Origin of the sequence: Paenibacillus sp. FSL H3-0457, from assembly GCF_037981725.1 — a bacterium.
In the GTDB taxonomy this organism is placed as follows: Bacteria; Bacillota; Bacilli; order Paenibacillales; family Paenibacillaceae; genus Paenibacillus; species Paenibacillus amylolyticus.
The window spans coordinates 2825089-2844866 of record NZ_CP150283.1 but is presented as its reverse complement, the minus strand read 5'-3'; the positions used below and the strand labels follow the sequence as shown (position 1 = coordinate 2844866).

The 19778-nt window shown below is 45.4% G+C and carries 14 protein-coding genes; 3 read left to right on the top strand and 11 right to left on the bottom strand.

The features are described from left to right. Positions 1–27: 27 nt before the first annotated feature. The 8 genes from MHH25_RS12880 to MHH25_RS12845 all read right to left on the bottom strand — a co-directional run bounded on the left by MHH25_RS12880 (position 28) and on the right by MHH25_RS12845 (position 12310). Positions 28–1719, bottom strand: coding sequence for an alpha-glucosidase (locus tag MHH25_RS12880; RefSeq protein WP_340020497.1), 1692 nt, complete (start codon positions 1717–1719; stop codon positions 28–30). Between the two features lie 143 nt (positions 1720–1862). After that, a complete protein-coding gene (locus MHH25_RS12875; RefSeq protein ID WP_127551585.1) occupies positions 1863–2321 on the bottom strand; it encodes a VanZ family protein in 459 nt (152 codons plus the stop codon). A gap of 41 nt (positions 2322–2362) precedes the next feature. After that, entirely contained in the window at positions 2363–3232 is an 870-nt protein-coding gene (locus MHH25_RS12870; protein ID WP_340020142.1) for an AraC family transcriptional regulator, read from the bottom strand. Positions 3233–3496: 264 nt separating this feature from the next. Next, positions 3497–5929, bottom strand: a complete 2433-nt coding sequence (locus MHH25_RS12865; protein WP_340020141.1) for a glycogen/starch/alpha-glucan phosphorylase — start codon at positions 5927–5929, stop codon at positions 3497–3499. Between the two features lie 468 nt (positions 5930–6397). Continuing rightward, a complete protein-coding gene (glgD, locus tag MHH25_RS12860; protein ID WP_340020139.1) occupies positions 6398–7501 on the bottom strand; it encodes a glucose-1-phosphate adenylyltransferase subunit GlgD in 1104 nt (367 codons plus the stop codon). A gap of 26 nt (positions 7502–7527) precedes the next feature. Next, entirely contained in the window at positions 7528–8697 is a 1170-nt protein-coding gene (locus MHH25_RS12855; protein ID WP_017688884.1) for a glucose-1-phosphate adenylyltransferase, read from the bottom strand. Between the two features lie 520 nt (positions 8698–9217). After that, positions 9218–10369 carry an iron-containing alcohol dehydrogenase gene (locus MHH25_RS12850; RefSeq protein WP_036608771.1) on the bottom strand — a complete coding sequence of 384 codons (1152 nt, stop codon included), beginning with the start codon at positions 10367–10369 and terminating at the stop codon, positions 9218–9220. Positions 10370–10615: 246 nt separating this feature from the next. Beyond that, positions 10616–12310, bottom strand: coding sequence for a M3 family oligoendopeptidase (locus tag MHH25_RS12845; RefSeq protein WP_100528828.1), 1695 nt, complete (start codon positions 12308–12310; stop codon positions 10616–10618). 607 nt (positions 12311–12917) lie between these two features. On the opposite strand from MHH25_RS12845, the gene MHH25_RS12840 reads away from it, so the two are divergent. Beyond that, complete coding sequence (locus tag MHH25_RS12840) at positions 12918–13673, top strand: DUF3153 domain-containing protein (protein ID WP_179088655.1); 756 nt, start codon at positions 12918–12920, stop codon at positions 13671–13673. A 117-nt stretch (positions 13674–13790) separates the two neighbouring features. Further along, the gene (locus MHH25_RS12835; RefSeq protein WP_017688899.1) at positions 13791–14003 is read left to right on the top strand and encodes a hypothetical protein; all 213 of its coding nucleotides are present in this window, start codon (positions 13791–13793) and stop codon (positions 14001–14003) included. A 50-nt stretch (positions 14004–14053) separates the two neighbouring features. On the opposite strand, the gene MHH25_RS12830 is transcribed toward MHH25_RS12835, so the two are convergent. Beyond that, complete coding sequence (locus MHH25_RS12830) at positions 14054–16801, bottom strand: PAS domain S-box protein (RefSeq protein WP_340020137.1); 2748 nt, start codon at positions 16799–16801, stop codon at positions 14054–14056. 210 nt (positions 16802–17011) lie between these two features. On the opposite strand from MHH25_RS12830, the gene MHH25_RS12825 reads away from it, so the two are divergent. Further along, positions 17012–17836, top strand: coding sequence for a protein-glutamine gamma-glutamyltransferase (locus tag MHH25_RS12825; protein WP_339199209.1), 825 nt, complete (start codon positions 17012–17014; stop codon positions 17834–17836). A 186-nt stretch (positions 17837–18022) separates the two neighbouring features. Here the strand turns inward: MHH25_RS12825 and infC are convergent, their stop codons facing one another. Then, on the bottom strand, positions 18023–18514 hold the full coding sequence (infC, locus tag MHH25_RS12820; RefSeq protein WP_047842654.1) for a translation initiation factor IF-3: 492 nt from the start codon (positions 18512–18514) through the stop codon (positions 18023–18025). A gap of 120 nt (positions 18515–18634) precedes the next feature. Continuing rightward, a complete protein-coding gene (locus MHH25_RS12815; protein ID WP_076217128.1) occupies positions 18635–19567 on the bottom strand; it encodes a manganese-dependent inorganic pyrophosphatase in 933 nt (310 codons plus the stop codon). Positions 19568–19778 lie beyond the last annotated feature (211 nt).

Below are 19778 nucleotides of genomic sequence, written 5' to 3'. Positions count from 1 at the left end.
CAACGCAAAATTACGCTAGCCTCCGTGTCAACGTTGCTTACGATACACCCTTGCTTCATACGGCTGAAGCTGAATGGCACCTTCATCGGTAGAATAACGTCTGCTCACATTGCTGATGATCAGCTTGGCATGCTTGGAAGTCCAGTCTTCTGGCCAGTGCATCTCAGGCTCATGCCCACGGAAATTCAGAATGACCAGCATCTGCTCATCATCCAGCGTTCGGGTATAGGCATAGATATCCGGATCATCCGGCAACAGCAATTCATACGCGCCATAGATAAGCACTTTATGTTGTTTGCGAAGCGCAATTAACTTACGGTAATAATGCAAAATGGATTGCGGATCACTTTCGGCATCAGCCACATTAATCTCAGGATAATTATCATTCACCTGAATCCACGGCTGACCCTGGGTAAAACCTGCGTGTTCCGTCTCATCCCATTGCATCGGCGTGCGGGCATTATCGCGACTCTTCAGCCAGATCGCCTGCATAACTTCATGCTTTGATTTACCTTGACCAATGTAATGATTGAAATAATTTTTGGTCTCGATGTCCCGGTATTGTTCGATATTCGGGAAAGCGACATTGGTCATGCCGATCTCTTCTCCTTGATAGATGTAGGGGGTCCCTTCGAGTGTAAGCATCCATGTCGCCAGCATCTGAGCAGAACGCACCCGATATTTACCGTCATCACCAAAACGAGAAACCGGACGTGGCTGATCATGGTTCCCCATATAATTGGCGTTCCAGCCTCTACCATGCAAAACCGTTTGCCACCGGCTCATGATTTCTTTGAGATCTGTCAATTTCCATTCCTTATAGTTCCATTTACCAATTCCGGAGGATTTGGCATCGATAAACATATGCTCAAACTGGAATACCATATTAAGCTCATCACGATCCGTCCCCACATAAGCCAACGCCTGCTCAGGTCCAAGTCCTGAAGTTTCGCCAACTGTCATGGGTCCGTAGGGTTTCAGGATCATGTTATTCAGTTTCTTCAGGATGGAGTGTACCTGTTCCAGGTTGGAAAAGAGCTGATACGCTGGAACCACCGGCAGATTATCCGGATTGTGGGCACTTGGCAGACCCTCTGCCTTGGCGATATGCGCTACTGCATCAAAACGGAATCCGTCGACCCCTTTTTCCAGCCACCAATGCACCATCTCATACATCTCTTCTGCCATCTGTGCATTGTTCCAGTTGAGATCCGGTTGCTGTTCGGAATACAGATGCAGATAATATTCATTTGTCTCGGGATCATGCTTCCACACCGAACCTCCAAAATAGGACTCCCAATTATTCGGCACCTGCCCATTTTTGCCTGAACGCCAAATATAATAATCCCGCTTCGGATTCATCTTTGATGAACGCGATTCAGCAAACCACGCATGTTCATCTGACGTATGATTCAGCACCAGGTCCATCATGATCTTGAGACCACGCTTGTGTGCCTCTGCCAATAATCGATCAAAATCCTCCATCGTGCCATACTTGCGTAAAATGCCGTAATAATCCCGGATATCATATCCGTTATCATGTCCTGGTGAATCGTAAATGGGACAGAGCCAGAGCACATCTACGCCCAAATTCTCCAAATAATCGAGCTTCTCATAGATTCCCTGCAAGTCGCCATATCCATCCCCGTCCGAATCTTTAAAGCTGCTCGGGTAAATCTGGTATACCACACTCTCTTTCCACCAAACGATATCGCCCACCTCGCTCTCATCATTGTTCAATATATAATCTCTACTCACGATATAAATAAGCCGTTAATATGTTTTATCCGAAATGATTCCCTTGTAAACATTTGAAAGGTATCTTATGCAAAAAGACCCGGTCATGGACCGCTATTTGCGGTTCAATTCCGAGTCTTTTTTTGTGAATATAAGACTAACTTAAATCCAGCGTAACCTATCCAGGCACCGATCGTGTTCAGAATAATGTCATCCACATCAAACGAACCTACACGTGTAATCAATTGTGTGACCTCAACACCCAGCAGAAGCAAAACAACTGTAGATGTAAAGGTCAGGAATGTACGACACCTCCGAAACAACCATGGGATCCAGATACCCAGCGGAATGAACAATACGATATTGCCAAACAGGTTTTTCACCCAGGTATCTGTATTGTACCTCTCCCTCTCCATAAGAAGTGGACGAATCGTCTCGAAGGGTACGAGATTATATTGATAATACATGCCTGGTGTTCGACCACTGACAAACAGTAAAATGCCCATAATCAGTATGTAGAGCGCTGCCATGCAAGCAACAATGGTCAGCATCCACTTGGAGTGGAGCCACGACTTTTCGCTCATTCATCTTTCCTCCGACCTTGAATTCCGCGAAGCGGTAAGGTCTATTTTAACGGGATATATATCTTCATGTCCAGTTGTTCAGGGGTCGATTTCCAGACATCCGTCACTTCAAAGTCTGGTCCTTCCCTCCGTTCATAGTTCGACTGCGGCAACCAGCTGCCATAGATCATTTTCCGAATATCCTGCCCGGAGCCTTCCACGGTGAACTCTGCATACAAGCCGCCCGGAATTTCAATCGAAGTAAAACCGGGTTCAAGTACCTGCAATGCTCCACTGCTTTCTTCACCCACAATAAAAGAAAATGCTCCATCCTCTTCAAAATGACAGGCCACACCATAAGCCATATCAGGGCGTGTCCTCTCCGGGATCGCCATGAATTTCTGTTCCATGCCAAAATCGTGATAAAATCCGGGTATTTCAGCATAATGCTGATTGTCATTCAGGTTGGTCTTATATTCATAGCCGACAATCCAGTTCGGTTCCCGTGTGACCAGACGGGGTGTGTTCATGTGGAAAGTTCCATCAAGCCGAGTTCGATAATCGTTAAAATCAATGCTCTGTTGCATCTTCAGAAGAGACAACTGATCCACTTCCAGCTTACGCAGCTTCGCCGGTGTCATTCCAAAGTAGGCTGAAAATGCACGGGTAAATGCCTCTTGAGATTGATAGCCAAAGCTCATCGCAATGTCCAGTATGCCTTCCGATGTGCCCCGCAGCATCCCTACAGCTTCCGTTAATCTGCGTCTGCGCACGTACTCCAGTACCGTGAATCCCGTGATCGCCTGAAATAAACGCTGAAAATGAAACGCCGAAAAGCTCGCAGCAGCGGACGTCTCTCTGATATTAAAATCATCTTGCAAATGCTGCTCCAAATACTCAATAGCAAGCTGAATTCGTGTGTAATGATCCATAGTGACGGCTCCCCTATCTAATTCAAAATATCAAACGATTTCTTATGTAGTATGACTGAGATCCAGATCTTTTTTTTGATTTTGTGTGCGAACTTGTATGACGAAAGATACGCGAGTTCCGATTCTCTTCAAGTTGAATGACACTATGATACACTGTATGCCAAAAACCCCTTGTTCTACAAGGAGATGCTCTCTACGCTGGTTGACTTACCAACAGAGATAGCTCTTGTGAACAAGGGGACTTGTTTGTTTAACAATCTATGCTTAACCTTTCCAGTTCCCGGACACGGGATGAATACCCCAGATATCTGTCGCATACTCACTAATGGTACGATCACTGGAGAATATGCCGGAATGTGCCGTGTTTAATATCGCTTTCCGAGTCCAGCCCGGAATATCCCGATACGCCTGGTCAATCGCAGCATGCGCGTCTGCATAAGCAGCAAAATCACGCAATACAAAGTATTCGTCACCATGGGCCAGCAAGGAGTCATAAATATCCCAGAACTCCCCGTCACGATAACAGAATGCGCCTGGATGTACCAGTTGCTCCACGACCTCGCGAATGCGTTCATCGTGCTGCACAATCTCATTCGGACGATAGCTGCCGGAACGATAATACTCAAGTACTTCGTCTGCACGCAGACCATAGATGAACATATTTTCTTCCCCAACCTGCTCCGCCATCTCCACGTTGGCTCCATCCATCGTGCCAATCGTTAAAGCCCCGTTCATCATAAATTTCATGTTGCCCGTACCGGAAGCTTCCTTACCTGCGGTTGAGATCTGTTCACTAACATCCGCAGCGGGAATGATCTTCTCTGCAAGAGAGACGGAATAATTTTCGAGGAAAAATACCTTCAAGCGGTCATTCACGGCCGCATCCCGATTCACCGTGTCAGCCACGTTGTTGATCAACTTGATAATTTTCTTGGCAAAATAATAACTCGGCGCTGCCTTGGCACCAAAGATGAACGTACGTGGTACCATATCAAACGAAGCATCATTCTTAAGCCGGTTATACAGATGCATAACATGCAGAATGTTCAACAGTTGACGTTTGTACCCGTGTAGTCTCTTCACCTGTACATCAAAGATGGAATCCGGATTCACTGCTGTCCCGGTATGATCCAGAATATACGTAGCAAGCCGGTCTTTGTTATCCCGCTTAATTGAACGGAACTGCTCCTGGAATGATGTATTATCCGCAAAACCAGCCAACTGGTCCAGCTTGCCCGGCTCTGTTATCCATTCGTTACCGATTGTATCCGTGATGAGATCCGACAGTTTCGGATTGGCATGCATCAACCAGCGGCGATGGGTGATACCATTGGTTTTGTTATTGAAACGCTCTGGATACAGTTCATAGAACGGAGCCATCTCGCGCTCTTTCAAAATCTCGGTGTGCAGAGCTGCAACACCATTCACGCTATGACTGCCTACAATCGCCAGATGTGCCATCCGTACCTGATCGTTTGCAACAATAGCCAAATGCCCTATGCGATCCTGATCTCCCGGATACCGGTCCAGCAGCATGCCACAGAAGCGTTTGTTGATCTCTTCAATGATCATGTAGATTCGTGGCAGCAGCCTGCTGATCATGGATACAGGCCACTTCTCAAGCGCCTCACTAAGCGTTGTATGATTGGTATACGATACAGTACGGGTTGTGATATCCCATGCTTCATCCCAGCCGTACCCCTTCACATCAATCAGGATGCGCATCAGTTCTGGTATAACCAAGGTTGGATGCGTGTCGTTAATGTGGAAGGCCACTTTATCAGGCAAACGATCATACGGTAGTTCCAGTTTGTTGAACGTACGCAAAGCGCTCTGTACACCTGCCGAGCACATGAAGTATTGCTGCTTCAATCGCAGCAGCTTTCCTTCATACTGGGAATCATCTGGATATAGAAACTCCGAGATCGATTCAACCGATCGGCTATAATCCAGATAACCGTAATAGTTCGAAGGGGTGTCGAGTGAAGTCTCGCGCTTTGGCTCGGCACTCCAGAGACGCAATGTATTCACATGGGTTTGACCATAACCGATGACAGGCACGTCATAGGGAATGGCGACAACCGATTCGGCATCTTTTGTAACAAACTGATATTCTCCATCCTGCTCATGAGCTTCTACCCGGCCCCAGAACTGTACTTCCACCTTTTTGTCTGGACGGCGGACTTCCCATTCATTGCCCTTATCCAACCAATTGTCGGGTAGCTCTACCTGATTACCATTGATGATTTTTTGCTCAAACAACCCGTATTTATATCGAATCCCGCAACCATGTCCTGCATATCGTAGTGATGCGAGTGAATCCAGGAAACAGGCAGCCAGTCGTCCCAGACCTCCGTTACCGAGTCCTGCATCCGCCTCTTGTTCTTCTATCTCTTCCAAGGAGAAGCCCAGCTCAGCTAAACTGTCACGCACCAATTCCAATTCATTCACATTCAACAGATTGTTGCCGAGCAGACGTCCAATCAGGAATTCCAGCGAGAAGTAATAGACCTGTTTATCCTGGCGCTGCTTGAACCCCTGATTCGACGCTGCCCAATCCTGGCCTGCATATTCACGAATCATGCTTCCCAGTACATGGTACACGTCTTCCTGTGTTGCTTCTTCAATCGGTTTGCCCAATTTGCTGACCAGATTCCGTGTAAATATACTCTTGAACGTTTCCTTGTTGTCAAACAAAAGTAGGTTCCTCCCGGGGAAATCCTGCAGGATGGTGGCGGTTCATATAAATTGAACTAGAGAATATTTACACTGGACACTTCGATGACAGAATAACCTTCCGATCGCTGTTATCCCCAGATTTTTTTGATTCCTTTTTAAAATGGGAAAATCCGGGGATAAAGGCGAGCGCTACGCTTCTTCAGGTCATTTCTGTCCTCTCCGTTTTGTGTAAATGTAAGTTGAATTTATATAATCAAGGATAGAATTTGGAGACAGCATATGCTTTCGAAGCAGCTTTCTTGCAGAAAGCTTTTAGGCGACCGCTACGCTTCTTCAGAATCGATTTCGTCCCCTCCACTACGTTTGCATGCTGGTGAGAACTTTCGAAGATACAATTCATGCGTCGAAAGTGTATGAACCTTAAATCCATCCTACAGGATTTTTATTTTATATATATTTATAGAAGATATCGGTTACGTGTGGGCATTAGATAATAGTACTTTTCGCTAAAATGTATGGATTTGACGGGTCACCGATCAGCGTCTGTCCTCCGGTCAGCTTCACGTCTTTATCGAGAATGACGTTCTCAAGTACGGTTCCTTCACCAATGTAGCATTTCTGCATGATGATGGAACCCTTAATTTTGGCACCTTTAGCCACCTGTACGCCCCGGAATAAAATGCTGTCTTCCACCTCTCCAGCTACAATGCAGCCATTAGCAAGGAGTGAATGTTTAACATCTGCGGTATCCAGGTATTTGGCAGGCGCTTCGTATTTAATTTTGGTCTGGATCGGATCTTCCTTGAAAAGTTGTTCATATTGCCCTGTGTTCAGCAGATCCATACTGTTGCGATAATAACTGTCAATGGAATTGATGACTGCGTGATAGCCATCATATGCATACGCAGCGATATTCAATCCATCCGGATTTTTTTGAATCACATCCCGGAAGAAATGGCTCTCGCCATGATCGATGCAGCGTTGCACCTGGCGCAAGAACAATTCTTTTTCCATGATGAAAATTTCTGTATATATATTCGGGTGATTAGCGCTTTGGTGAATATCCACCACGTTACCGTCCCCGTCATGTTCAACTTTGACACAGGCGTCATGTTCAGGCAGCAGCTGATCTACTTTTTTGCAGACCAGTGTAACGTCCGCTCCTTTACTGATGTGATACCTGTAGACATCCTGGAGGTCTGCTTTGGTCACATGGCGACTGCCCGCATGCACAACATATTGTCCTGCCCCTCTGTGGAAAAAGTCCAAATTGTTATGGAAATGTTGCAAATCCCCTTGTGATGTATCTGTTGGATCGTTCCAGTCTGGTGGCAAAATAAACATGCCACCATGCTTGCGATCCAAATCCCAAGGTTTACCGTCACCAAGATGGTCCATCAACGAGCGATATTTTCGCCGTACAAATACACCAATACTCTCAATGCCTGCATTCATCATATTGGATAGAACAAAATCGATCAGACGGTAACGCCCGGCATAAGGCACCGCGGCTCCGCAGCGAAAATACGTCAATTCCTTCAATTCTTCAAGTTCATGGTCAAGGTTAATAACTCCGATCAATTGTTTCATCGCATGCACCGTCCTTTTGACTTCAATTAGGCCTTGCTAGTTATTCCTTGGCGAAGCTGACGTTCCAGTTCTTCCTGATCCACGAGCAATATATCACTCTCATCTCCCGGTGCAGGCGAAATCTGTGTTCCATCCGGAATAACCAATCCTTCTGCGATAATAGCTCGGTAAATGCGCACATTTTGCCCGATTTTCACTCTTGGCATGATGACCGAATCGATAACAGCACTGTTCTCGCCAACTTCAATTCCATAGAACAGAACAGAATGATTGACCTCACCATGCACTACAGTACCTTCACTAATAATACAATTCCGCACCTTGCCCGAAGGTGAGATGTATTGTGCAGGTTGGTTCGGATTACGTGTGAAAATACGCCAGTCCGGATCATTCAGATTAAACGGTGTGTCTTCGTCCAAAAGGTCCATATTGGATTCCCACAGACTGCGAATGGTACCAACGTCTTTCCAATAACCTTCAAATGGATACGCATATAAGGATTTTTCATTTTCAAGCAATAAAGGAATAATATCTTTACCAAAATCATAGGAGGTGGATGCCTGTTGTTCATCCTGGATCAGGAAACGTTTCAGTACATCCCACTTGAAGAGATAGATACCCATGGAAGCCAGTGTGCTCTTGGGCTCAGGAGGTTTTTCTTCAAATTCATAGATGCTATAGTCATCGTTGGTGTTCAGCACTCCGAACCGGCTGGCTTCTTCCAATGAGACATCAATGACCGATATGGTGCAATCCGCATCTTTTTCTTTGTGATACTGGAGCATTTTTTCGTAGTCCATCTTATAGATATGATCCCCTGACAGAATGAGCACATGCTCAGGATCGAATTGTTCAATAAAGTTCAGGTTCCGGAAGATCGCATCCGCTGTACCCCGGTACCAGTTGCTACCGTCTTCACGTTCATGTGGAGGAAGTACATATACCCCGCCGTTTTTCCGATCCAGATCCCAGTCACTGCCAATGCCAATATAGGAATGTAAGACAAGTGGTTCATATTGGGTCAATACACCCACTGTATCAATACCAGAATTAGAGCAGTTACTCAGCGGGAAATCAATGATTCGGTACGTGCCCCCAAAATATACAGCTGGCTTAGCCAGTGATTTGGTCAATCCTTTTAACCTCTTACCTTGCCCTCCGGCAAGTAGCATCGCTACAACTTCTTTTTTCGCCATCATTACAGCCTCCTCCACGTGCATTCGTTCTGATTCATTTCAGAGCCCATAATCGATATTCTGTTGTGTGGACACTGTTGTCTTGATTAGGAGCTTGCTGTACAGATGTGTAACCGGTGAATCTTTGTTGCAGTTGAACTTCTTGGATTGTAAAGCATGAAATAGAGATGATGCTGGTGTAGAATTGCTTGACTGTCTTACAGAGGTGAATGTTTAGATGCAGAACTTAAGGTGTAGCTCGTGAACAATGAAATAGTCTACTCCTATTTAACATTAAACACGAAACGGACTGGGGAATCTTACTGGAAAACATCGACATCAAGTTGCGGGTAAGATTACCCTTTCTCTTGCCGCTGTTATTCATATTGTATTCGATAATAGAGAAGCAAAATCCTTTAGTTTTTGTGCAAACATTAAGTGGAAAAATAAGTAAAAATAATGAGTTCACATGACAAAAAAGCCGACTTTCGATCCCGGCTCATTTTGTCTGTTATTTTGATGTATCCGATTCTGAAACTGTCTATATAATTTTGCGGAACAGCTCCATCACTTCATCCTTGGACGGTTGATAGGGATTGCCTGGTGCACAGGCATCTTTCATCGCGTTATCGGCAAGCAGTTCCACATCGGGATCTTTTACACCCAGTTCAGACAGTTTCTCAGGAATGCCTACTTCCTTCGATAGCTGACGTATGGCCTCAATGACGTAATCGGAACACTCCTCATCACTTCTACCCTTCACATCCATACCAATTGCCTTAGCAATATGACGGAATTTGCCGGGTACATGCTTGGCGTTCAACTCTTCCACATAGGGGAGTAACATTGCGTTACAGACACCATGCGGCAGATCATATACGCCACCCAGTTGATGCGCCATCGCATGGACATAACCCAGGCCCGCATTATTAAAAGCAATCCCGCCAAGGAAACAGGCATACGTCATATGTTCCCGCGCTTCCAGGTCACTGCCGTCTCTCACAGCTCTTGGCAAATATTCAAAGATCAGTTCAACAGCTGCAGCAGCTGTCGCACTTGTCACTGTAAATCCACCCGGTGTAACCATGGCTTCTACGGCATGTGTCAACGCATCCATTCCTGTGGCCGCTGTGAGACTTGCAGGTTTACTGAGCATCAGCTCAGGATCATTAACCGACAGGGAGACCAGACTGTTGCGGTCCACCATCACCATCTTTACTTTACGTTCCTCATCTGTAATCACGTAGTTAATTGTCACCTCGCTCGATGTGCCAGCCGTTGTGTTAACAGCCACAAGTGGCACAGACTTATGTTTTGATTGATGAAATCCTTCATATTCACGGATATGCCCACCGTTCGTAGCTACAATGCCAATGCCTTTGGCAGCATCCTGCGGTGAACCTCCGCCTATCGATATAATGGCGTCACAGCCATGATCCTGGAATACTTGTAGTCCATCATGTACATTCTGACATGTTGGATTAGGCTGAACCTCATCATATACTACATAGTCTAACCCTGATTTTCTTAGTATAGACAGTACCTGTTCAGCAACGCCTGAAGTAATCAATTGACGATCACTTACAACCAGCGCCTTGCGGATACCCATCTGTTCAATCATCTGACCTGCTTCTTGTAAACAACCTCTACCCATCAAGTTCACGGGCGGAACATAATATGCATGTGTTGCCATTTGAACCAGCCTCCTGTAACCCCTGATTTACTATCTTCATTGTAACTGAATCCGTTTTCAGATATAGTGAAATAAATCACAATGAAACCGATAAATGTTACACTTGCGGTTGATTTTTCCCCGTAATGAAAAAGACGACCCAGACACCCGAAGGTCTCCAAGCCGTCTTACTTATCTATCTTAAAGCTTTATCCACTACTTATACCTTACCGAAGGTACTTACACTAAAAGCATCCTTACGAAGGCTTACAGCGCCTTATCGTTCACGCCGTCAAGCCATGCCTCAATCTCCCCAATTACGGAGGATACACAGCCATCCTCGAATGGTGAGTTCAATCCAGCCAGTTCAACCAATCCAGTGAAGGACAGGCTTCCTCCCGCTTTGCACAATGTCAGATAGTCGGCCCATGCGGACTTAATGTCCTCATTGCTGCGTTTCCAGAACTGGAATGCACAGATTTGTGCCAACGTGTAGTCAATGTAATAGAACGGCGATGAGAAAATGTGACCCTGTTTATGCCAGAAACCACCTTGCTCCAAATACGCATTATCTTTGTAATTGATGTGTGGCAGATAGGTCTTCTCAATGTTGCGCCATGCCTGCTTACGCTCAGTTGGAGTTGCATCCGGGTTCGCATACACAAAATGCTGGAATTCATCCACAGCTACACCATACGGAATGAACAACAGACCGGAAGACAGGTGATCAAACTTGTACTTGTCCGTATCTTCCTTGAAGAACAACTGCATCCACGGCCATGTGAAAAACTCCATACTCATGGAATGAATCTCAGCCGATTCATATGTCGGCCAGTTGTATTCAGGCACTGCAAAATCACGGCTCTCATACACCTGGAAAGCATGACCTGCTTCATGTGTCAATACATCAATATCACCGGAGGTACCGTTGAAGTTGGAGAAGATAAACGGCACTTTGTAATCGTTCAGGAACGTACAATATCCGCCGCCCTGTTTACCTTTTTTACTTACCAGATCCATAAGCTCGTTTTCGGTCATCATCTGGAAAAATGCATCCGTCTCTGGTGATAATTCAGCGTACATTTTTTTACCATTATCAATAATCCAGTCCGCGTCACCTTTAGGTGTCGGGTTACCCGTCTTGAAGCTGAAACCCTGATCGTAATAATACAGCGTATCCACATCAATCCGATTACGCTGACGCTCTCTGAGTTTGGTCGCCACAGGCACGATATAATCACGGACTTGTGCACGGAAGTTGGCAACCATCTCGGCGTTGTAATCCGTACGGTTCATACGATCATAGCCAAGTTCCACATAGCTTGGATATCCCAGTTTCTTCGCGATCTGTGTACGTACTTTAACCAGTTCGTCGTAAATGCGATCGAATTCAGCTTCATGTTCAGCCATGAACGTGTATCTGGCTTCCGAAGCACGCTCCCGCATGGAGCGATCCGTGGACAGTTCAAATGGATGAAGCTGTGGCAACGTGCGCTCTTCACCTTCGAACGGAATTTTGGCCGATGCGATCAACTGATTGTATTCTGTGGAAAGTTTGTTCTCCTTCTGGAGCTCTTCAATAATTTCCGGGCTGAATGTTTTCAGTGAAAGATCCGCCAGTTGGAACAGCTGTGAACCCCATTTTTGTTCCAACTCGTTGCGGAATTTGGAGTTAACCAATGCACGGTAAAAATCCGTGATATATTCCTGCACAATTGGTGCATTCTCATCCAGAAATTCGTTCTCCGCCTTGTAAAACTCATCATTGGTATCAATGGAATGACGGATGTAGACCAATTGGGCTTGTGTCTCAAAATCACTGCGCAGCGCGTTAATCTGATCCATGAACCCACTCTGTTCTTCAACCGTTGCCGCAGCTTCAAAACCGCTCAACAGCTCACGGAAAGATGTCTTGATGTGTTCCAGATTCGGACGTGTATACGTATACTCACTAAATTTCATTTATGTACACCCTTTCCTGTTTGGCAGAATTTCGGGAGTATCCCGAGTTAAACTACCCCCTATTATACAAAAGAGCAGCTAAAAAATCCCATAATTACGAAAAATATTTGTCCATCGGTCAAATTGTGCAACATGAATGGTTACAAATATTACTTACTTATGTAAGGTCAGTGCCTCAAAATTTTTCCCCACACTAATAAGCCCGCCTCGCGTTAGCGAAGCCAGCTTATAGGTTGTCTCTCTTCTTTTCACATTTAAACAATACTAGCTTTGGTCTTTATCCATAATCTGATAGAACCAGCCCATTCCGACCATGCCCACGACCATAATAACGGCCATAATAATGATATATGTCATGAATGTAACCTCCCTGCTTCCGTATATTCATCACACTACTACTAGTGTACACGGTGAAGCGCCGTTTGAATTGACCGAACATTGACAAAAATACGAAATCTTTAATTTTAATAAATGGATTATTTCCCCGATCACACTAATTCATACGTACCTCGCTGCACGGGTTCAAAGTTTCATCCGCCATGCTTACGGTGTATACTATACTTCTATGAAATGGAATTTGGATTTTTACGCAGAAAGGTTGAAAGACATGTCAACTCGCATTCCCTTACGTCAGCTATTTCTTACTGTTTTATTAGCCCTTATGTTATCTGTTTTGACCGCCTGTGCTGATGGAGAAGCCCATCTAACGGTAAATATGGATGGATCAACGGATCTGGATCTCAATCTCAACGTAAAGAACTCTGCTCTTGGAAAAATTGGACAAGACAATCTCATGCCTCTGATCGCAGATGCATTGAATCGAAATAACTTCCAGGCAGAGGTTTCGGAACAGGGAGATCAGAAGCAGCTCACAGCGACCACCCATTATGAAAAAAGCAATAAAACCAGCTTTGATACGTCCAAGTTACCACAAGGGATCAAAGTTGAACAAACAACTTCCCCCGGCTTCTTCACTTCCAAGATGCACATTACAGCAGAAGCCGACCTCATGGAGTCCATGCCCGATGGTGAGATCAAAAATCAAATTAACAAGGTGCCTAGCTTTCTTAAAAACCTCTTGTTAAAAGATGTTAACTTTGACTTCAAGTTGTCTTTGCCCATCAAGGCAGCCGATTCCAATGCCGATCAAGTAGAGGATGGCGGAAAAACGCTCATTTGGCACGTTTCACCCCTCCAGATGAATAAACTGGATCTGACTGTACAGGTTCCTAATATCCGGAATATCATCATCATTGCAGTCATTGGTCTATTATTAATCGCTGCTCTGCTCATGTGGTTTTTTGTTCGTCGCAGGCGGGCCAGACAGCGCCACAGTGCAAGTTCATATCGCGGAAAAAATTAATTCTTCACACCAATTTTATTTGTGACTTGCCAAACGGTGTTATGGATAGTAGAATACATCCGTACTGTGTGAACGGTTAATTTTTTATTAAGCAAAGCTAAAGAGGTGACAGGTTTCATGAATATCCGCGAATGCCCACTACCTGGTATTGGAGTTAAGTACCAGTTTGATACAAAGGGCGGCCATCAGTTAGTCATTATTGTGCATGAGGACGGACGCCGTGAATTATTCTCCGTTGATCCACAAGACAACGAAGAACTCACTCTGATTGCAGATTTGGAAGATGACGAATGTGTGACTCTCTCCGGTTTAATCGGAGGCTGGTCGTAAATGACAGAATAACCTGTACCTTGAATTTCAAGGCGCAGGTTATTTTTCCGTTACGTTACCCTTTGAGAGCGGATATATGGAACCCATGTATTCAGTACACGGCTAATCTCTGTGGAATGAAACGGTTTGCTGATAAAGTCCTGCATCCCGCATTTCAGACACTCCTCACGGTCACCGGCGCCTGCAAAAGCTGTAATCGCTGCAATAACCGGTATTTCTGGGTGGGTCTGTCTGATGTGGCAGGTCGCTTCAATCCCATCCATAACGGGCATTTGAATATCCATAAACACCAGGTCATATTGAATCTTGTTCAATGAATCGACGGCCTGTGCACCATTCTCAACAATATCACATACTCCGCCAAACTTTCGCAGCATCTCCTCCAACAGATGACTGTTGACCGCTTGATCCTCAGCAATCAAAATTTTGATGTCATGGGCAAGACTCGCTCGATCCAATTGCAGTTCATCATTCGTGGTGATTTCGATCGGGTCATTACTTTCCTCTAACCACCGCTCCACTACGAGGGTGAACTGGAATTCTGCCCCCTCACCGAGCTCACTCTGTACTCCAATCGCTCCGCCCATTAACTCCACCAGTTTTTTGCTGATCGCAAGGCCTAGACCTGTCCCGCCAAACTTACGATTGATGGCCGGATCAAGCTGTGAGAAGGATTGGAACAACTGATGCTGCTTTTCTATTGGAATGCCAATCCCCGTATCTCTTACCTTAAAGGTCAACATCAGGTTATCCTGACCATGCTCATCTGAGAAATCAGCACCTACGCTCACCATAATACGGCCCTGCTCTGTGAATTTAACGGCATTACCCACCAGATTAATCAAAATCTGCCGGATTCGTGTCTCATCCCCTCGAACTCGTTCAGGAATATGGTCCGACACTTCACAATAGAGTTCAATATTTTTCTCTGATGCCTTCAGTGCAAACAGCTCGATCACCCCACCCAGCATCGCCTTAATATCTACAGGTGCACGCTCAAGATCCATTTTGCCTGCTTCGATTTTGCTGAAATCTAAAATTTCGTTCAAAATGTACAAAAGGGATTCGCCGCTATCAATCATGATTTCCGCAAAACCTTTCTGTTCATCATCCAGCTCGGTTTCCATTAACAGATGGGCCATGCCCATGATGCCGTTTAATGGCGTACGAAGCTCATGACTCATGATGGCGAGAAACTCGGACTTTGCCCGGTCTGCATGCTCTGCTGCTTCCTTGGCACGTATGATGTCCTTAACAGATGTCATATCACGGAAAACCAATACTGCTCCGCGGGTTCTACCCTGATCCATAATCGGCTTCAATTGGAACTCCGCCAGGAAACTGGACCCATCCTGTCTCCAGAATACGGATTCGGTACGTGGCAGACCTCGTCCCTCACGAACAGCCTGTAGAATTGGTGTATCCTTGGATGGGTAGGGGATGCCTTCGCTCTGCATTTGGATCATCATCTGCTCTAATGGTCTGCCATTCAATTCACTTGGACAGAAGTTCATGATCTCCGCAGCGGCCGGATTGGCAAAGTTCAGATTCCCTTCCAGGTCCAGTCCAATAACACCCTCAGACATGCCATTCAAAATCAATGCCCGTTCATAACTAAGATTCTCGATTTCTTCGACGTAACGTTTGGACTCAGTAATGTCACTCGTAATCCCGTAGATCCCAACAACTTTGTCCTCGAGTATAATAGGAACATTAATCACATTTGTTTCAATCCGCTGCCCATTTTTGTGAATTAAACCTATCTCGTAGCTCTGTGCATTGCCCTTCACCGTTTCCTCAAAATGATATCGAGTCTTCTCCAGATCCACAGGATCAATGAGGTGATCAAAAGGCCGACTCAGCAGCTCCTCCTTGGTGTGTCCTGTCAGCTGTTCCTGACCCATATTGGCTTTCAGCAGATTGCCTTCCAGATCAAGAGAAGCCACACCTAGGGGATTACAGTCAAATAAAGATCTGTACTCCTGCATGCTTAACTGTTGTTGCTGGCTGGCTGTGATATCCCGGGTTACGGCGACCATCTCCATTAATTCACCTGAATCGTCATATACATAGTGCGTAATCGTATCTGCCCATACCGTAGATCCATCCTTATGTAACAGGCGATAATTGAGCCGTTTGGGAGCCAGACCCTTTCTCTGCTCTTCTACGTACGCTTCAACCAAAGGCACATCCTCCGGATAGATCACAAATGTTCCCGGCTTACCTATAACTTCTTCCAACTCATAGCCCAACATGCTTTTACATGCATTCGATACATATTTAAATGTACGACTTGAATCGGCATCATGTATTGCAATCAGGTCTAGTGAAGACTCCGCCAGCAGGCGAGAGATGCGACTGCTCTCTTCCAATTGCTTACGTTGCACAATGAGGATTTCCTCTGCATCTTTTTGTTTCGTAATGTCAGCAGCCTGTACCAACAAATACAATGGCTCACCATTCGTTTCATCCCTAACAATGCAAGCTCTAATGGTTGCCCACAATAACGAACCGTCCTTTCGTTTCAGACGAACCTCCGTCTCGTACATCGGACTTGTTTCATGAGTCATTTCCCAGAACTTGCTGCGGAATTCCTCCATATGCAGATCTTCTTCGTAGATCATATGTATGACCGAAGTATCGATCAGTTCATCTTCACTGTATGCAAGCATCTCGCAAAATGCAGGATTAAGCTGCAACCACCGTCCATTTACATGCGATGCGACAGCAATGCCGATTGGTGCGTGCGTATACAATTGTTCGAACAGAGATCGGCTCTCTGTAATGGATTTCGACATTACATGTCCTCCTTTATGAGAATCTGAATGTATTCCGTATGAATAGATCGACCTGAACATAACTTCATCTATAGAGTACTACCCCAAATGCCATGTTTGATAAACGAGATCGGACAAAATCCCTGCTTGAATCGACATATACTACACAATACCCGTGCTCTCCCGATTATACAATGTTGAATATTCGAATAGGAATGGAGGTTATAGATTATGATCATTGTCGCAAATCAACCCGTAGAACTGAACCGCTCGGAATGGTCTGATTTTGAATGGTATTGGTTACAGCAACTCCAGAATCGTCCAACGAGGTATGTGTACCAATCCATGGATCATCTTCGATTTGAATGGGACTTGAGGGGCTCTCTCGTGGAAGCCGCGGAAGGACTGGATCGAAGCGGTGTGAGTTTTGCATCCTTTGAAAAATCCAGATGTAATCCTGCCTACTGGAATCGTAATGCGGAAGGTGGGTTTGAGCTAAGATCAAACGTGACCCCCGCCGACGGCATCCGGGATATCTGGAGGAATGGACACTTATATGCCTTTGAATGTGCAACAGCCACCGTTATTGTGCTTTATGGTGGCGTACTGGGAAGCATTCGCGAAGACGCCTTTAATTCCCTGTTTCGCAATCTGTTACTCTTTGACTGGCATTATGACAGTGACCTGCGATTAACCGAAAAAAACGGTAGCGAAACCGCCCTGCCAGGAGATGTGCTGTATTTCAAAAATCCAGATGTTTCTCCGGAAACCCCCGAGTGGCAGGGAGAGAATACGTTCATGCTGCGCGAGAACTTGTATTATGGTCATGGCATTGGTATTGCAAGTGGCGAAGAGATTATACGCACCCTGAATCAGTTCCGCGTTCCAGGTAGCCGAGTCTCCGCCTACTTAATGGATATGGTGATCTATCCGGACTTCTTTTATTTATCCCGATTCGCCAAAAACAGCCAGAATAATATGGCCGCTGGTTCTACGCCTGTATTACCAGGACAGTTATATGTACGACTTGGTGGCAGCCGTTATTTACGCAGCTGAACTACTGAAACGGAAACGGATTTTGCATTCAATTGCGAACAATACCTCAATCCAAGTGATGACAAACAAGCCCAATACAGTAGCAGTTAACCTGCCACCTCATTGGGCTTTTTTACATCCAAAAAATCATTACTATATCGACATTCGCGTTACCTTTGTGCTACATCGAGGATCGCTTCTGGCAGTTTACGCATTCGGGTCCAGTTGCACAACAACCTGTTTACCACTTACCTGAACACCTGTCGTTTTGCTACCGAATTCAGCCAGCGATTTGCTCAGTTGTTCAGCCCACTCCTTGCCTGCAACTCCTTCTTTGGCTCCATGCACCTGGATGACGAGTTTTACCGAATCACCCTTCTTCAGAATGCGCTCCGCCTGAGACTGCTTCGTCTCCCGGTCATGATCTTCCATCGCAAGGTTCAAGCGAATTTCCTTTACTTTACGTTTATCGGGAGATTTACTCGCTTTTTTCTTCGCCTGCTGCGCTTCTGCTTTGGCTGCTCCAGCTCCAATCAGCTTGCATGGCGGTGGACTTGTCATCAAGGACAAGCACACCAGATCTACTTTATGCTGCTTTGCAAGTAGAAGTGCTTCCTGCGTGGACATCACACCCAGATCTTCACCATTCAGGCCGGTCAGCTGCACTTCGGCTGCTTTGATCTTTTCATTTTTGATCATGATTCTTCCTCCTCTACATCAAAAGCCTGTCCTGACCATTTACGGATCAGAGCAGGCTAGGATGGTGTTGCTACTTATTTGTAATACGTATTAGCGTACAAATACGCCAATCGGTTTGATTTACAGCGTGTTGAATGCTTCCGTCAGAACCGGTACAATTTGTGATTTGCGTGATACTACGCCTTTCAAGATAGCTCTGCTATCAGACAGCGTCACATTGTAGGCTTTCTCCACTGCTTTAGTGGATGTACCATATGCCAAAGCTACGGAATCGTTGTTCAGAATGTCTGTTACGACAAATACAAACAGGTCGAGACCTTTACTCGAAATGATCGCTTCAATAGCTGCTTCAAGCTCAGGTTGCTTCACGAGAACATCATTCACGTCAACGGCATTAACCTGTGCAATTTCCACTTTGGATTGACCCATTACGAATTCTTTGGCATCCAGGGAAATCAGTTCAGCAATTGTTTTTTGGCTCAGATCCGCGCCGGCTTTCAGCATGTCCAGACCATAAGTGTCTGCATCTACACCAGCAATGGCAGCCAGTTCACGTGCAGCGGCTACGTCCTGCTCTGTGCAAGTCGGGGATTTGAACAACAGGGAATCGGAGATAATCGCAGACAGCATCAGGCCAGCAATCGGTGCACTCACTTCGATGCCATTTTCTTTGTACATTTTATTCAAAATGGTTGCTGTACAACCTACAGGCTCTGCACGGAAATACAGAGGACCGCTTGTCTCAAAGTTAGCAATACGGTGATGGTCGATAACTTCAACAACAGTCACTTCCTCAATATCGCTTACACTTTGCTGACGCTCGTTGTGGTCAACCAGAATAACTTTGTTTACTTCATTTGCAGCTGTTTTAATCAGACGTGGTGCTGCAATTTTGAATTGATCCAGTGCAAACTGGGTTTCACCATTGACTTCGCCGAGGCGAACAGCTTCAACATCTTGACCCAATTTTGTTTTGAGATCCGCATAGGCGATTGCCGAACAGATCGTATCCGTGTCGGGATTTTTGTGACCGAAGATTAACGCTTTTTCCATATTCATAGCCCTCCGTCAATTCTGATTTATATAAGTTTAACCAAAGAATGTTTACACTTGCCACTCCGATGACAGAATAACCTTCCGATCGCTGTTATCCCCAGATTTTTTGATTCCCTTTTAAAGGGAAAATCCGGTGATAAAGGCGAACGCTCCGCTTCTACAGCTTTTTTCTGTCCTCTCCGTTCTCGTGTAAAAAATTTTGTTGAAC